The organism is Streptomyces sp. NPDC048196, assembly GCF_040652715.1.
Lineage (GTDB): Bacteria > Actinomycetota > Actinomycetes > Streptomycetales > Streptomycetaceae > Streptomyces > Streptomyces siderophoricus.
On sequence record NZ_JBEZMM010000097.1, the window covers coordinates 1 to 15,176 of the forward strand.

The window sequence follows — 15,176 nt, forward strand, 5'->3', positions numbered from 1 at the left end:
CCAACTCGTCGCCTCCCTGCGCGCCCAGGGCGACGGCGGCCTGGACCACTCCGCCCTCCTCCGCGGCGTCGAACGCCTCTCCGGTTACCCGACCGGGGCCTGACGTCCATGCCGGCGCAGCGGATCCCCGCCGCACGGGCGGCCGTGCAGATCCTGCGGGACGAGGGCATCGACCTCGTCTTCGGCTGCCCCGGTGGCCCGCTGCTCCCGCTGTACGCGGCGATGGCGGAGGCCGGCGGTATCGCCCACCTGCCGGTGCGCCATGCCGAGGCCGCCGTGCACATGGCCGACGGCTGGGCCCGGACGAGCGGCCGGGCAGGCGTCGTCGCGGTGGCCGCGGGGCCGGGAGCGGCCCGGCTGGTCGCCGGTCTGTGCGCGGCGGCCGAGGACGCGGTCCCGCTGGTGTGCCTCACCGGCCGGCCGACCGCCGCCGGGCCGCCGCGCCGGGCGGCCCACCGTCCGCCGGACCTGGTCCGGCTGGCCGCTCCGGTCACCAAGCGGGCCGAGCGGATCGAGGATCCCGCGCGCATCCCGGGGGCTTTCCGTGAGGCCTTCCGGATCGCGCGGGAGGGCCGTCCCGGCCCGGTGCTGATCGACGTCCCGGCCGATCTGGTCGTGGCGGAGATCGCATCCGACGCGGGGCGGGCCACCGGTGGCGGCCGGTGGTCCGTCCCGCCGACCAGGGCGGCGGCGCCCGCGGGCCTGACGGCGGACCGTGGTGGGCACGTCGACCCCGGTACCGTCCGCGGGGTGCCGCCCTGGTTCCTGACGGAGCTCGCCGCGGTCTTCGGGACCGGCCAGGACCCGGCCACCGCGTCGGACACGTACCTGGTCAGCGGCCCTCTGGAAGCACCGTTCGCGGTCGGTCCGGGCGGTCCCCGGGTGCAGCATCTCTACGGCCGCGGCGGTCCGCCCGGCTGGGAGGTCCCGGCCGCGATCGGGGTCCGCAAGGCCCTGGACGGCCGGGGCGAGCGGGACGCCGAGGTCGTCGTGGTCCTCGACGGCGACGGGTTCCCGTCCCTGGCCGGGGAACTGGCTGCCGCGGCACGGTTCGACGCCCCGATGGTGCTGCTCCTGCACACCCCGGACCGGGCCGGCGAGGACTTCGCGGACCCCGTGAAGCTCGCCGAGGCGTACGGCTGCGCAGGCCGGGACGTCGTCGATCCGGCGGAGCTGCGCACGGCGGTCGAGTGGGCCCGCAAGGAGGCCGTCTCCACCCGGCGGCCGGTCCTGGTCGACGTCCGGACCGGTCCCCCGGTACGCCTTCCCGTCGGCCCGGCCGTCGAGCCGGTGCACGAGTACACCCACGGGCCCTAGGCACCCGCCGAGGGCCCGGCCCCCGAACTTCCGGGCGGTGGCTGCGCTGACACCTGTCCTGTCGCGCCCAGGCGCGGCCGCCGCCCGGAATACCCACCCAGGTTTGTTTCAACAAACTGTTGACGTTTGGTCGGAGCTCTTCTTACGCTCCGACATGCGGAAGTCAACTTCCGCGCTCTCGTACGGAAGGTCACCATGTCGAAGCCCACGCCGACGGCGCGCGTTCTCACTACGGAGGCTGGCGCCCCCGTCGCCGACAACCAGAACTCCTCAACCGCCGGCGTCGGCGGCCCGATCATCCTCCAGGACCAGCACCTGCTGGAGAAGCTCGCCCGCTTCAACCGCGAGCGCATCCCGGAGCGCGTGGTGCATGCCCGCGGGTCCGGCGCGTACGGCTACTTCGAGGTGACCGACGACGTCACGGCCTTCACCCGGGCCGACTTCCTGAACACCGTCGGCAAGCGGACCGAGACGTTCCTCCGCTTCTCGACCGTCGCCGACAGCCTCGGTGGCCCGGACGCGGCCCGCGACCCGCGCGGCTTCGCCCTGAAGTTCTACACCGAGGAGGGTAACTACGACCTCGTCGGCAACAACACCCCGGTGTTCTTCATCAAGGACCCGATCAAGTTCCCGGACTTCATCCACTCGCAGAAGCGCGACCCCTTCACGGGCAAGCAGGAGCCGGACAACGTCTGGGACTTCTGGGCGCACGCCCCCGAGGCCACCCACCAGATCACCTGGCTCATGGGTGACCGCGGCATCCCGGCCTCCTACCGCCACATGAACGGCTACGGCTCGCACACCTACCAGTGGACGAACGCCGACGGCGAGGCCTTCTTCGTCAAGTACCACTTCAAGACCAACCAGGGCATCCGCTGCCTCAGCAGCGAGCAGGGCGCCGAGCTGGCCGGCAAGGACCCCAACAGCCACCAGACCGACCTGCTGCAGTCCATCGAGCGGGGCGTGTACCCCTCCTGGACGCTCTACGTGCAGATCATGCCGGCGGCCGAGGCGGCCGACTACCGCTTCAACCCGTTCGACCTGACGAAGGTGTGGCCGCACGCGGACTACCCGCTGCAGCGGGTCGGCCGGCTGGTCCTGGACCGCAACCCCGACAACGTCTTCGCCGAGGTCGAGCAGGCCGCCTTCTCGCCGAACAACTTCGTGCCCGGCATCGGCCCGTCCCCGGACAAGATGCTCCAGGGCCGGCTGTTCGCCTACGCCGACGCGCACCGCTACCGCCTGGGCGTCAACCACACCCAGCTGCCGGTGAACGCCCCCAAGGCGGCGAAGGCCAACAACTACGGCCGGGACGGCTTCATGGCGACCAACGCCTACGACCGGCACGCCAAGAACTACGAGCCGAACTCCTACGGCGGCCCGGTGCAGACGAACGAGGCGCTCTCCGCCCCGCTCGCCGTCGCCGGCCACACCGGCACCCACGAGGCGCCGCTGCACACCAAGGACGACCACTTCTTCCAGGCCGGTGAGCTCTACCGCCTGATGTCCGAGGACGAGAAGAAGCGCCTGGTGGACAACATCGCCGGCGGCCTCTCCCAGGTCGGCCGCGACGACGTGATCGAGAAGAACCTGGCCCACTTCCACGCCGCCGACCAGGACTACGGCAAGCGCGTCGAGGCCAGGGTCCGCGAGCTGCGCGAGGACTGACGGGAGGTCAGCTGCCTTGCGCACTCCGTACCGGCCGGCCCGTTGAGGGGTGGTCGGCCGGTACGGAGAGGTAGCGCGAGCTCCGCGGTCACCGGGAGTCCAGTGCGGTGGCAGTGCTCGCCCGACAGGAAGGGCGAGCCACCTCCCCACACCGCGGAGCCCGCCTGCTCCCTCTTCCCCACCCCTCCCCCAGACTCCGTCCGGCGGTGCGATGTCCCGTCGCGCCCAACTCTCGCACTGTCGGACGGGAACCACCGCACAGGGCCCGGCATCCGTACGGTCACGGATCCCGGGCCTTGTGTCATGCCGGGGCCTTGGGCCGGTGCCGGGCCCGGTGGCCCGGTCGGGACTCGTTCCTGACGCGCCCCCGCCGACCGCCTCCGTTGTGCACTCCGCCGTGCGCCGCCGTGCGCGCCGGGTGCGCCGCGTGCGCCGTGGTTTCCTCCGCGGAATCCTCCCGCCCCGCGCCCTCTCACCGTAATTCCCCCCACGGCACCCTGGTTTACGGAGACTATGGAACAGCAGCAGAACCCAACTGCCTGCCGCCCTACCGCCAGGAGCCGACCATGGCCGACAGCGTGCCGGTGCGGTGCCCCACGTGCCGCCGCGAGAACGCTTTCACCCCGCCCACCTTCCCGTGCGCATGCGGTGCCCCGCTGACCATGCCCGTGCTGCGCGGCGGGGTGCCGGTCGAGATACTCCACCGCACCTGGCAGGCGTCCTGGGTGGAGGTGCGCTGCGACGTGTGCGGCCGGCACGACGAATGGCCGGCGCCGGAGTCCGGCTGCGTGTGCGGCACGGTGGTCCGGGTCCCGGTCGTCCCGGCGCCCACCCCGCCCCCGCCGAACTTCCCCTCGCCCGCGCGGCCGGCCGCCGAGGCACCACCCGTCGCCCAGCCCCGGCGCGCGGTCCTCCGGCCGGCCTTCCGCCCGGTGACGATCCGTACCGCCCGGGACTGCGTCACCGCCGCCCAGCAGTATCTGAAGTGGCTGGGCTACGCCGACGTCGCCCGGTCCCAGGAACGCACCGCCGCCGGTGTGGACCTGCGGGGCACCGGCGTGGTGGCCCAGGTCGACCCGACCACCCGCGCCACCCAGCTCCGCGAGATCGAGTGCGTCTGGCTCAACGGCCTCAACGACTCCGCCATCGCGGTCTTCTTCTCACTCGCCGGCTACGCCAGGGACGCCCGGACCCGCGCCGACGAACTGCACATCCCGCTGTTCGTCATGGACCTCACAGGCACCCCCCAGCCGGTCAACGACCCGGCCGACGAACTGATCAGGTACGGCGCCGCCCACCCGTGAGGCCGCCGTCCGCGACGCCGCCGTCGGCGACACCTGGTCCCGCGGGCCGCGGAAACCCGTTCGCCCGGCCCGGCGGAACCGGCGACACTGGCGGAGTGATCCTCTCCGTCCCGTCGCCCGGCGAACTCCCCCTGCTGCGCGACCTGGAACGCGCCGCCGGTGAGCCCTTCCGCCACCTGGGCATGGCCCCGGTCGCGGACGACGAACCGCCCTCGCCGGCCGAGCTGATGCGGTTTCAGCGGGCCGGCCGGGCGCTGGCCGCGTACGAGGGGCCCGGGCGGGGCGGGCGGCCGGTCGGCTATCTCCTCTGGGAGCCGGTCGACGGCTGTACCCACGTCGAGCAGGTGTCGGTGCACCCGGACCACGCCCGCCGGGGCATCGGGCGGGCCCTCATCGACCGGGCGGCGCGCGACGGCGGCCCGGTGCCGCTGACCCTGACCACCTTCGCCGAGGTGCCGTGGAACGCGCCGTACTACGCCCGCCTCGGCTTCCGGGTGCTCACCGACGCCGAACTGACCCCCGGGCTCAGGGCGGTACGGGCGCGGGAGGCGGCGCTGGGCCTGGACCGCTGGCCGCGGGTGTGCATGCGCCGCGAGCCGAGCGTGCGGCCGATCGGCCCGGGGTGTAGCTGATGTGCCGTCAGGTCTCGAGGTGGTCCTGAACATCGCCCACCCATAATGAGGACATGATCGACGCGAGTGCGCTCCGGGACTACTGCCTGGCCTTCAACGGCGCGACCGAGGACTTCCCCTTCCCGCGCCACCAGGACGTCTGCACCTTCAAGGTCGGCGGCAAGATCTTCGCGCTGACGACGCTCACGGACACGCCGCTCAGCGTGAGCCTCAAGTGCGACCCGGAGCTGGCCGAGCGGCTGCGGGCGGCCCACCCGGAAGTGGTGCCCGGCTACCACCTCAACAAGCGGCACTGGAACACCGTTTCCCTGGCCGGGGCGCTGCCCGATCAGCTCGTCCGCGACATGATCGAGGACTCCTACGACCTGGTGGTCGCCTCGCTGCCGCGGGCCCAGCGACTGCTGCTCGACTGGCCGGGTGAGTCGCGGCGCCGCTGACCGCCCGCGGGCGGGCGTGCCGTACTCGACCCCGACGGCGCGCTCTTCGGTCAGGTGGTGTAGTCCGCGTTGACCCGGACGTAACCGGCGGACAGGTCGCAGCCGTAGACGGTCGCTTCGGCGGTTCCGAGGCCGAGGGTGATGATGATCGCGACCTCGGGCTGCCGCATGGCGTCGGTGAGCGCGTCCAGGGTCTCCGGTGTGGGCTCCTCGGGATACACCTCGATGCCGCCGAACGCGACCGTGACGCGGTCCGGGGTGATGTCGCGGTCCTCGGTGTTCTTGCCGATGGCCATCACCACCCGGCCCCAGTTGGGATCGGCTCCGTGGACGGCCGTCTTGACCAGGGGGGAGTTCACCACGCTCTTGGCGATGCGCCGGGCCTGGGCCTCGTCCCGCGCCCGGCCGACCGTGACCCGCAGGAGCTTGGTCGCGCCCTCCCCGTCGCTCGCGAGCTGCCGGGTGAGGTCCAGGCACAGGTCGGTGAGGGCCGCGGTGAACTCCGCCGTGCCGACCGGCCCGGCCGCGCCGTTGGCGAGGACCGCGACGGTGTCGGAGGTGGAGGTGTCGGTGTCGACGCTCAGGCAGTGGAAGGTCCGGTCGACGGCGGTGCGCAGCGCCGTGTCCAGGTCGTCCGGCGGCAGTTCGGCGTCGGTGAAGAGGTAGGCCAGCATCGTGGCCATGTTCGGCTCCAGCATGCCGACGCCCTTGGCGACACCGACGATCCGCGCGGCGCCGACCGTACGGACGGCGGTCTTCGGGCGGGTGTCGGTGGTCATCATGGCGCGGGCCACGTCCAGCGGCCCGGCTCCGAAGGCTTCGGGGCCGGGTCCTGCCGCGCCGTCGAAGTGGGCGCGGATCGTGTCCATCGGCAGCGGGCGCCCGATGACTCCGGTGGACCCGATGAGCACCTGGCGGTCGTCGATGCCCAGCAGGGCGGCGACCCGGCCGACGACTTCGGCGGCGTTGGCCTCGCCCTGGCGCCCGGTGGCGACGTTCGCGTTCTGCGCCAGCGTGGTGACGGCACGCAGGTCCCGCCCGGCGGCGTGCGCGCGGCTGAGGACGACGGCGGGGCCGGCGAAGAGGCTGCGGGTGAACATGGCGGCGCTGACCGCCGGGCGGTCCGAGGCGACGACCGAGATGTCATCGCCCTGGTCGCGCAGCCCGCCGTGGCCGGTGTAGGCGCGGAATCCGGTCGGCCAGGAAAGGGAGCCGGCCTCAACGTCAGCCCTTGCTGCATTTATATGCGTCATGCGGCATATTTTTACAAGGTGGGAGGCGGGGCGTCCAGCGATTTACGGAGCGCTGGACGACCCCACCCGGGGCCCGGCGCCTCACCACCGAGTCCCCGTCAGGGCGCCGCCTTCCCCACCTTCGCCACCCCCTCCGCCAGCCGTTCGCGCAGCTCGACCTTGCGGACCTTGCCGCTGACGGTCATCGGGAACGCGTCGAGGATCTCCAGGTAGCGCGGCACCTTGTAGTGGGCCAGGCGGGAGCGGCAGTAGCGGGCCAACTCGTCGCGGGTGAGCGGGTCCTGGGGGTCGCGGAGGATGACGCAGGCGGCGATCTCCTCACCGTATTTGTCGTCGGGGACGCCGACCACCTGGACATCGGCGATCTTGGGGTGGGTGTAGAGGAACTCCTCGATCTCCCGCGGGTAGACGTTCTCCCCGCCCCTGATGATCATGTCCTTGATGCGGCCGACGATCCGGACGTAGCCGTCGTCGTTCATCACCGCGAGGTCGCCGGTGTGCATCCAGCGGGCCGGGTCGATGACCTCGGCGGTGCGCTCGGGCTCCTCCCAGTAGCCGAGCATCACGCTGTAGCCGCGGGTGCACAGCTCGCCCGGGGTGCCGCGCGGCACGGTCACCCCGCTCGTCGGATCGACGACCTTGACCTCGATGTGCGGCAGCACCCGTCCCACCGTCGCGGTGCGGTGCTCCAGGTCGTCGTCGCGGCGGGTCTGGGTGGAGACCGGTGAGGTCTCGGTCATGCCGTAACAGATGGCGACCTCGGCCATGTGCATCTCGGTGACCACCCGCTTCATGACCTCCTCGGGGCAGGGCGAGCCCGCCATGATGCCGGTGCGGAGGGAGGTCAGGTCGTAGTCGGCGAAGTCCGGGTGGTTGAGCTCGGCGATGAACATGGTGGGCACGCCGTAGAGCGAGGTGCAGCGCTCGTCCTGGACGGCCTGCAGGGTGGCGCCGGCGTCGAAGGCGGGGGCCGGGATGACGATGCAGCCACCGTGCGAGGTGATGCCGAGGTTGCCCATGACCATGCCGAAGCAGTGGTAGAAGGGCACCGGCAGACAGACCCGGTCCGCTTCGGTGTAGCCGAGCGTCTCGGCCACCCAGTAGCCGTTGTTGAGGATGTTGTGGTGCGAGAGGGTGGCGCCCTTGGGGAAGCCGGTGGTGCCCGAGGTGTACTGGATGTTGACCGGGTCGTCCGCGGTCAGGGCCTTCTCGCACTCGGCGAGCCGGGTGTGCGGGACCCCGGCGCCGGCGGCCAGCAGTCCGCCCCAGGTGGGGTCGCCGATGTAGATCACATCGCGCAGCGCCGGGCTTTCGGCGCGGACCTGCTCGATCATCCGGCGGTAGTCGCTCGTCCGGTGCCGGGGCACGGAGACCAGGACGGTGATGCCGGCCTGCCGGAGGACATACGCCAACTCGTGCACCCGGTAGGCCGGGTTGACGTTCACGAGGATGGCGCCGATCTTGGCGGTGGCGTACTGGACGAGCACCCATTCGGCGCAGTTGGGCGCCCAGATGCCGACCCGGTCGCCCTTGCCGACCCCCTTGGCGAGCAGGCCGAGCGCCACCTCGTCGACGGCCCGGCCGAGTTCGGCATAGGTCCAGCGGCGGCCGCCGGCCCTCTCGACCAGCGCCTCACGGTCACCGCACCGGGCGATGGTGCGGGCCAGGTCGGCGCCGATGGTGTGCCCGAGCAGCGGCCGCTCGGCGGCCCCGCTGGCGTACGACAGCTCCTGGTGCGACGGGCTCATCGGTGGTTCTCCTCCCAGTACGCGGCACCACCGCCGCCCGGCGCGGTGCGCGCGGGCAGTTCACTGCGGCTGAGGGTGCCGGGGACGGTCTTCGGCAGGACGGCGACCTCAGGACGCCGGACGTGCGGGTAAGGGGCCGGGACTTCGTGGGTGCGCTCGGTGATCGTCTTCATCGTCCCCGAGCATCTCGGCCGGGGACCGATGCGTCCCCGTGACTCAAGGGGACGAAGCATCACTTCCCCCTCCGGTGGCGCGTCCCGCGGCGCCTCCGCCACTGCGTTCATCAGCTGCTCCCAGAAGCCCGGCATCGGCCATCGCTGCCACAACACCCGCAAGGTTGCCCGTCGGAGGGGACGAGCCGCTCCAAGGACACCCGGTGCGCGCCGTGTACAGGATGGCGTCCGGCGCGCCCGGCCGGGGCCACAACCACCCATCCGTTCGCCCCACGAAGAAAAGTTCGAGCCCGTCCGGGGTGTCGCAGCGGACGGCCTCGGCGTCCCCGCTGCGGGCGGGGGCGCCGAGGCCGGGAGAGGGGCGGTTCAGCGGTGGGTGGTGAAGCGCCGCTCGAAGGCAGCGAAGGCGGTTTCCTGCCGCCACTGGACGGCCGCCTTGGGACTGGACGCGAGCAGCTGCCGGCAGGCGGCACCGGGCGATCCGGTGCCGGGGAGCCGGCCGCGGCAGGCGTCGACGGGCCGGTAGCCGTCCCGCGTCGGGTTGCCCCGCCACAGGCTGCGGCCGGGCAGGAAGGCGTACTGCAGTGAGGCCCGGGCCAGGTCCTTCAGGTCGCCGTAGCCGAGGTGGTACGTCGTGGACGCGTACCGGTACTCGTGGGAGATGTCGATACGGGAGATGCCGGGGTCGTCGGTGGCCAGCACGATCGGCACCCCGTACGCGCGGTAGGTCAGGAAGGGGTGCTCGGCGCCCTTGACGCCGAGGATCTGGGCATTGCTGGTGAAGGGGACCTCGACGACCACCTGGCGGGCGGCCATGGTCCTCGCCAGCTCCTGCCAGTTGTCCTCATGGACGAGGTCGACGCCGTGGCCGATGCGTTCGGCGTGGGCGAGGGTGACCGCCTGGTTGATGTGGAACTTCAGGTCTTCCGGTTTGACCAGGCCCGGCCACAGCTCGCCGGCGTGCAGGGTGAGGTGGGCGCGCGGATACTTCCGGCGCAGGAAGTCGAGCATCCGCATCTGGCTGGTGTAGTTGCGCAGCGAGCTGTCCCAGTCCTCGGGCGCCACCAGGTTGACCGCGGTGAACCGCGGGTCCCGCTCGGCCAGCCGCATGCCGAGCTCCATCTGCGTGAACACCCGCTCGGGGCTGCCGCCCCGGGACACCTGGGCGTTCCAGCGCACGGTCAGGCGGCAGCCGGGCGCGGGGTGGGAGGTGCCGCAGTGCGAGGTGGTACGGAACTCGGCGTCCGCGTCGTCGGCCTCCTTGCGGGCGGTGGCCACCAGGCGGTCCAGCTTGCCGTCGGCCACCAGCGCCTGGTGCATACGGCCGAGGTCGTCCTGCCAACCGACCTGGTCGGCAAGGTGCTTGGCCTCCTCGGAGGCGGGGGTGACCAACGTTTCCAGGTAGAACTGGTTCTGGGCGACGACGTCGTCGGCGACCCTGGCCAACAGCTTGCCGCGGTGGCGCCAGGTCACCTCCCCGAACTTCCCGAAGGCGTCGAAGAAGTGGTCGTGCCCCGACCCGCCCGGCGGGAAGTCCTGCATGGACCAGGCGCGCACCAGCGCGTCATGGAACGCCCGGTCGGTCCGGGCGTCCGCAGCCGGCCGCTTCCCCGGACCACACGGCGGCACGACGGCGGTCATCGTCTTCTCGTCGATGCACAGTCCGTCCTCGGCGGCGAGTTCGATCAGGTACTCGGTGGGGACGGCGCCGGACAGGTGGTTGTGCAGATCACCGCCCTTGGGCAGGCGCCGGAAGAAATCGCGGAGCCTGCTCGGCTCCTGGCGGATGGACTCCAGATAGGCGGCGGTCCGCACTTCGGCCGCGGTGCGCGGACGCGCGGAAGGCGCGGATTGCGTACGGGAGTTGGCCGGCTGGGCGGCGGCGGGCAGGGCGGACAGGAGCGACAGCAGGCTGAGGGTGGCCAGACCGGCCCGAAGAGCCCGGCGACGGTCCGTGGCACGATGGCGATCACCATTCACGATCGCCATCGTGCAGGCTCGACGAGGCCGCGCGAAGCCCCTTTTCGGCAAGTTACCCCGGACGGGAACCGCGTGCGTGGCGCCTGAGGCGCAAGTGGCCGCGGGGCGACATCAGAGGGGCGGCGGGGGCAGTCGAGCGGTCAGCCGGCGTTGCCGAGGAGAACCGCCGGCTCTGCCCGGTACCGGCCCGGGGCGGTGCCGTATTCCCGCTTGAAGGCCTTGGCGAAGGCGAACTCCGAGGCATAGCCGGTGCGTTGGGCTATGACGCGGAGCGGCTGGTCCCCTTCGCGCAGCAGACGGCCGGCCAGGGTCAGCCGCCACCACGTCAGATAGCCGAGCGGCGGCTCGCCGACGAGAGCGGTGAAGCGTTTCGCGAAGGCCGCCCGGGACAGGCCCGCCACCGCGCCCAGTTCCTCCACCGTCCAGGGGTGGGCCGGATCGTGGTGGATCACGCTCAGGGCCCGTCCGACCGTCGGGTCGCGCAAGGCCGCCGCCCAGCCGTTCGTGGCCGCGGCGTGTTCCTCGTACCAGGCCCGCAGGATGTACAGCAGGGCGGTGTCGAGCAGGTTGCAGACGGCGGCCTCCGCCCCGGGCCGGGGGTGGGCCGTCTCGGTGCGGAGCAGGTCCAGTACCGCGCCCAGCGGCCGGCCGTGGGTGGGCAGCCGGACCAGGCCGGGCAGACAGGTCAGCAGTGGGTGGGGGCGGGACCGGTTCAAGCGGTAGGCGCCGCAGAGCGTCAGCGTGCGGGGTGTTCCGTCGTCGGGCGTGTCGGGGCCGGGCGGCCACGAGCCGTCCGGATTCTGGCGGACCTCGACCAGCGGGGTCCCCGGGTCGTCGGCCAGGCCGTGCCCGACTCCGTGGACGAACGCGAGGTCACCGGCGGTGAGCCGGAGGGGCGGGCTGCCGTCCTCGGGCAGCATCCAGCAGGAGCCCTCCAGTACGGCATGGAAACCGACGCCGGTCGTGGCCGGGAAGCGCAGGCCCCACGAGCCGTGCCGCTGCTTGCGGGAGGCGTGCGGCCGCCCGGTGCGCATCGCGGTGATCGCGTCGCTGAGTACGTCCATGCCGGTGAGCGTACCGAGGAGACGCCTGCACATGATCGCGAGACGTTGTGGCATGGGCCGGCGAACGTGCTCTTCGTACGGTGGATCCACGCCTCCACGACGGAGGCGAAATCCCCTGCTCATCAGGCGATTCACGCATGCCCCATGACAGAAAAACGACAGGAACGGATTCACGGTGATGATGGCCCAACACGTGGTGTTCGACGAGCTCGGCGGCCCGGAAGTACTGCGGATCGAAGACGTGGAACTCGGTGCGCCCGGTCCCGGCGAGGTGCTGCTCCGCGTGGACGCACTCGGCCTCAACCGGGCCGAGGCGCTGTTCCGTTCCGGCGGCTACTACTACCAGGCCACCCTGCCGGGGTCCCGGATCGGCTACGAGGCGGCCGGGGAGGTGCTGGCGGTCGGAGCAGGCGTGACCGGCTTCTCGGTGGGCGACCCGGTGCTGACCGCGGGCGCGGGTGACATGAGCACCCACGGCGTGTACGGCGACCACCTGCGCATCTCGGCGGACAGCCTGCTCCGTCGCCCCGGCGGGACGGACGCGGCGACGGGGGCCGCCCTCTGGCTGTCGTACAGCACCGCTTACGGCGCGCTGGTGGAGAAGGGCGGACTGCGGCCGGGCGACACCGTACTGATCACCGCCGCCTCCAGCAGCGTGGGGGTGGCGGCGATCCAGATAGCCCGCCACCTCGGCGCGATCCCGGTGGCCGTCACCCGCAGCGCGGCGAAGCGGGAACGCCTGGCGCAGCTCGGTGCGGCGCATGTGATCGCCCTCGACGAGGGCGGGCTGCTCGACCAGGTCGCCGAGGTCACCGGCGGGCGCGGGGCCGAGATCGTCTTCGACCCGGTGTCCGGCCCCGGACTGACGGAGGTCGCCCGGGCGGTCGCACCGGGCGGGCTGCTGATCGTCTACGGTTGGCTCGACCCGAGGCCGACGCCCCTGCCGCTCAACTGGACGCTGCGCATCCTCGGTTACGGCAACCTCCAGGTCACCGGCGACCCGGAGGCGCGGCGCCGGATCTGGCATTTCCTGGACGCCGGCCTACGGGCGGGCACCCTGGATCCGGTCATCGACCGCACCTTCGACTTCGAGGAGATCGTCGAGGCGCACCGCCATCTGGAGTCCAACAGCCAGATCGGCAAGATCGTGGTGACGGTGCGCCACTAGGGCGCTTCTGACGGATCTCCGCGGCGTCGCCCCGAGCCCGCGGACCGGGGAATGGAGGGGGCGACAGGTGATGTTCCACCGATCATGACAAGCGACGTGCGCACGATCACCAACCCGGCCACTCTCCACGACCCGACGCCGTTCGGCTACAGTCACGCCGCCTCGGCGCCCGGCGAAGTCGTCTTCATTGCCGGCCAGTACGCCTCCGACGCCTCCGGCTCGCCGGTGCCCGGTGACTTCGCCGCCCAGGTGGAACTCGCCTTCGACCGGCTCCGGGCGGCCCTCGAAGGCGTCGGGCTCGGCTTCGACCACGTCGTCCGGCTCGGGTCGTACGTCGTGGACCACGACACCGACAAACTGGAGGTCCTCGGCAAGGCGCTGCACGCGCGCTTCGGTGAGCGGCTGCCGGCCCAGACGCTGAGCGGTGTCGCGGCTCTCGCACTGCCCGGCATGCTGTTCGAGGTCGACGCGATCGCCGTACGGCCGACCCCTCCGGCCGCCATCTGACGCCCCGGGCGCGGCGGCGGGGCACGGTGCCGCCGTACGGCCCGCACCCCGCCCCGCCGCCCCGGACACGCGCGGAGCAACGTACGCTCCCTCAGTTCACCCCTCGCTCGATCCCCGACCAATACGGCTGCCGGAGCTTGAACTTCTGGATCTTGCCGGTCGCCGTACGCGGAATGGACTCGCGGAACTCCACGGACGTCGGGGCCTTGTAGCCGGCCAGGTGCTGCTTGCAGTGGGCGATGATCTCGGACTCGTCGGCCGTCGCGCCCTCCGCCAGCACCACCAGGGCCTTGATCGTCTCGCCCCACTTCTCGTGCGGCACCCCGATGACGGCGACCTCGGCGACCGCCGGGTGACTGAAGATCGTGTCCTCCACCTCGATGGACGACACGTTCTCCCCACCGGTGATGATCACGTCCTTCTTCCGGTCGGAGATGGTGAGGTGGCCGTCGCCCGGGTCGAGGGTGCCGCCGTCGCCGGTGTGGAACCAGCCGTCCTCCAGGGCCTCCGCCGTCTCCTCCGGCTTGTCCCAGTACCCGTCGAGCACCGTGTTGGAGCGGGCCAGGACCTCACCGGACGCCGAGACCTTCAGCTTCACCCCCAGCGCGGGCAGCCCCGCACGGGACAGCTTGCGCGCCCGCTCCTCGGCGGGGAGGGCGGCATCGGCCGGCCGGGTGCGGTTGAAGGTGAGCATCGGTGAGGTCTCGGTCAGGCCGTAGAGCTGGGTGAACTCCCAGCCAAGTTCCTCCTCCACCCGCTGGATGGTCCTGGTCGGCGGCGGGGCCCCCGCACAGACGATCCGCACGCGGTCGCGGCCCGGGATCTCGCCCTCCCAGGTCGCCGCCGCGTCGAGCACCATGTTCCAGACGGCCGGGGCACCGCACATGAGGGTGACCCCGTGCTCGTCGACGCGCCGCAGGATCTCGGCGCCGTCGACCTTGCGCAACACCACCTGCTTGACGCCCAGGCCCGCCATCACGTACGGCATGCCCCAGCCGTTGCAGTGGAACATCGGCAGGGTGTGCAGGTACACATCGCCTTCCCACACACGGGTGTGCAGCCCGAAGGTCATGCCGTTGACCCAGATGTTGCGGTGGGTCAGCTGTACGCCCTTGGGGCGGGCCGTGGTACCCGAGGTGTAGTTGATCGTCGCGGTGGCGTCCTCGTCCGGCTGCGACCACGGGCGCGGCTCGACCCCGAACCGCATCAGCCCGGTCTCGGTCTCCTCGCCGAGAACGAAACGGTGGCGGGCCTTCACCTCGGCCAGCGCGGCGTCGAGTTCCGGGTCGACGAGCAGGACCGACGCCCCGCTCTGCGCCACCACGTAATCGACCTCTTCCGGCTTGAGGCGGAAGTTCACCGGGACGCAGATGCGGCCGCTCATCGGCACCGCGAACAACAGCTCCAACAGGCGTGCGGAATTGTGGCTCACCACGGCCACCCGCTCGCCCTCACCGACCCCGAGGGCGTCCAGCCCCGCCTGCCAGGCACGGACTCGTTCGGCGAACCTCCCGTAACTCGCCACGGGCACCTGCACGGCGGGCTGCCGCGGCTCGTCGACCACACCGGGACTGTCCCGGAAGCCCAGCTCGGCACGGTCGAGGAAGTCCACGATCGTCATCGGTGTCCGCATGTGCGCTCTCCTGTGTTCGGGTGGACCAGGTACCGCCGGGTGAGAGGGTCCCACGTACCTGGCTTTCCCGCCGTGGGGGTTGGTCGGCGTTGCGCTTTGCGGTGCCGCGCACGTAGCCGTCTGTCCGGCCGCGGGGCTTGGTCGCCGTTGCGCTTGGCGGCGCCCCGCACGTAGCCGTCTTGCCCGCCGTCGGGGTTTCTCGCCGTTGCGCCTGCGGCGGGCTGGGTGGTGTCGGGTGCGGTGACGGACCTCCGGGGCCGGTTGTGTGGACTGCTGACGCTTTACGTCCACA

Annotated in this window: 13 protein-coding genes and 1 pseudogene; 8 read left to right on the plus strand and 6 right to left on the minus strand. The window is 71.9% G+C overall.

The features are described 5' to 3' along the window. The 6 genes and pseudogenes from AB0E02_RS38745 to AB0E02_RS38770 all read left to right on the plus strand — a co-directional run. Nucleotides 1-103: pseudogene (locus tag AB0E02_RS38745) on the plus strand (2-hydroxy-3-oxopropionate reductase); the annotation flags it as partial. Nucleotides 104-108: 5 nt separating this feature from the next. Beyond that, nucleotides 109-1,317 (plus strand): thiamine pyrophosphate-binding protein, encoded by a 1,209-nt coding sequence (locus tag AB0E02_RS38750; RefSeq protein ID WP_362149334.1) that lies wholly within the window; start codon nt 109-111, stop codon nt 1,315-1,317. Between the two features lie 195 nt (nt 1,318-1,512). After that, entirely contained in the window at nt 1,513-2,985 is a 1,473-nt protein-coding gene (locus AB0E02_RS38755; RefSeq protein WP_362149336.1) for a catalase, read from the plus strand. 566 nt (nt 2,986-3,551) lie between these two features. Next, nucleotides 3,552-4,289: a hypothetical protein gene (locus tag AB0E02_RS38760; RefSeq protein ID WP_362149339.1), complete on the plus strand. Its 738-nt coding sequence runs from the start codon at nt 3,552-3,554 to the stop codon at nt 4,287-4,289. Nucleotides 4,290-4,384: 95 nt separating this feature from the next. Further along, complete coding sequence (locus tag AB0E02_RS38765; protein ID WP_362149342.1) at nt 4,385-4,921, plus strand: GNAT family N-acetyltransferase; 537 nt, start codon at nt 4,385-4,387, stop codon at nt 4,919-4,921. A 53-nt stretch (nt 4,922-4,974) separates the two neighbouring features. Then, nucleotides 4,975-5,358: an MmcQ/YjbR family DNA-binding protein gene (locus tag AB0E02_RS38770; protein WP_030416909.1), complete on the plus strand. Its 384-nt coding sequence runs from the start codon at nt 4,975-4,977 to the stop codon at nt 5,356-5,358. Between the two features lie 50 nt (nt 5,359-5,408). On the opposite strand, the gene argJ is transcribed toward AB0E02_RS38770, so the two are convergent. The 5 genes from argJ to AB0E02_RS38795 all read right to left on the minus strand — a co-directional run bounded on the left by argJ (nt 5,409) and on the right by AB0E02_RS38795 (nt 11,576). Further along, the gene (gene argJ / locus AB0E02_RS38775; protein ID WP_362149346.1) at nt 5,409-6,611 is read right to left on the minus strand and encodes a bifunctional glutamate N-acetyltransferase/amino-acid acetyltransferase ArgJ; all 1,203 of its coding nucleotides are present in this window, start codon (nt 6,609-6,611) and stop codon (nt 5,409-5,411) included. Between the two features lie 98 nt (nt 6,612-6,709). Then, the gene (locus tag AB0E02_RS38780; RefSeq protein ID WP_362149349.1) at nt 6,710-8,359 is read right to left on the minus strand and encodes an AMP-binding protein; all 1,650 of its coding nucleotides are present in this window, start codon (nt 8,357-8,359) and stop codon (nt 6,710-6,712) included. Then, nucleotides 8,356-8,532, minus strand: coding sequence for a hypothetical protein (locus AB0E02_RS38785; RefSeq protein ID WP_362149351.1), 177 nt, complete (start codon nt 8,530-8,532; stop codon nt 8,356-8,358). The genes AB0E02_RS38780 and AB0E02_RS38785 overlap by 4 nt, the downstream gene beginning before the upstream one ends. Before the next feature lie 366 nt (nt 8,533-8,898). Beyond that, nucleotides 8,899-10,458, minus strand: coding sequence for an adenosine deaminase (locus AB0E02_RS38790; RefSeq protein ID WP_362149366.1), 1,560 nt, complete (start codon nt 10,456-10,458; stop codon nt 8,899-8,901). A gap of 194 nt (nt 10,459-10,652) precedes the next feature. Continuing rightward, nucleotides 10,653-11,576: an AraC family transcriptional regulator gene (locus tag AB0E02_RS38795; protein WP_362149354.1), complete on the minus strand. Its 924-nt coding sequence runs from the start codon at nt 11,574-11,576 to the stop codon at nt 10,653-10,655. 178 nt (nt 11,577-11,754) lie between these two features. Between AB0E02_RS38795 and AB0E02_RS38800 the strand changes: the two genes are divergently transcribed. Beyond that, nucleotides 11,755-12,744, plus strand: a complete 990-nt coding sequence (locus tag AB0E02_RS38800; protein ID WP_362149357.1) for a zinc-dependent alcohol dehydrogenase family protein — start codon at nt 11,755-11,757, stop codon at nt 12,742-12,744. An 84-nt stretch (nt 12,745-12,828) separates the two neighbouring features. Then, a complete protein-coding gene (locus tag AB0E02_RS38805) occupies nt 12,829-13,251 on the plus strand; it encodes a Rid family hydrolase (protein WP_362149360.1) in 423 nt (140 codons plus the stop codon). Between the two features lie 91 nt (nt 13,252-13,342). Here AB0E02_RS38805 and AB0E02_RS38810 read toward each other — a convergent pair whose 3' ends face one another. Continuing rightward, the gene (locus AB0E02_RS38810) at nt 13,343-14,884 is read right to left on the minus strand and encodes an AMP-binding protein (protein ID WP_362149363.1); all 1,542 of its coding nucleotides are present in this window, start codon (nt 14,882-14,884) and stop codon (nt 13,343-13,345) included. Nucleotides 14,885-15,176 lie beyond the last annotated feature (292 nt).

Excerpts from the sequence above, each read along its gene's own strand:
- AB0E02_RS38750 (WP_362149334.1), top strand. The coding sequence starts at position 109 with ATGCCGGCGCAGCGGATCCCCGCCGCACGGGCGGCCGTGCAGATCCTG.
- AB0E02_RS38755 (WP_362149336.1), top strand. The coding sequence starts at position 1,513 with ATGTCGAAGCCCACGCCGACGGCGCGCGTTCTCACTACGGAGGCTGGC.
- AB0E02_RS38760 (WP_362149339.1), top strand. The coding sequence starts at position 3,552 with ATGGCCGACAGCGTGCCGGTGCGGTGCCCCACGTGCCGCCGCGAGAAC.
- AB0E02_RS38770 (WP_030416909.1), top strand. The coding sequence starts at position 4,975 with ATGATCGACGCGAGTGCGCTCCGGGACTACTGCCTGGCCTTCAACGGC.
- argJ (WP_362149346.1), bottom strand. The coding sequence starts at position 6,611 with ATGACGCATATAAATGCAGCAAGGGCTGACGTTGAGGCCGGCTCCCTT.
- AB0E02_RS38780 (WP_362149349.1), bottom strand. The coding sequence starts at position 8,359 with ATGAGCCCGTCGCACCAGGAGCTGTCGTACGCCAGCGGGGCCGCCGAG.
- AB0E02_RS38785 (WP_362149351.1), bottom strand. The coding sequence starts at position 8,532 with ATGAAGACGATCACCGAGCGCACCCACGAAGTCCCGGCCCCTTACCCG.
- AB0E02_RS38795 (WP_362149354.1), bottom strand. The coding sequence starts at position 11,576 with ATGGACGTACTCAGCGACGCGATCACCGCGATGCGCACCGGGCGGCCG.
- AB0E02_RS38800 (WP_362149357.1), top strand. The coding sequence starts at position 11,755 with ATGATGGCCCAACACGTGGTGTTCGACGAGCTCGGCGGCCCGGAAGTA.
- AB0E02_RS38805 (WP_362149360.1), top strand. The coding sequence starts at position 12,829 with ATGACAAGCGACGTGCGCACGATCACCAACCCGGCCACTCTCCACGAC.
- AB0E02_RS38810 (WP_362149363.1), bottom strand. The coding sequence starts at position 14,884 with ATGCGGACACCGATGACGATCGTGGACTTCCTCGACCGTGCCGAGCTG.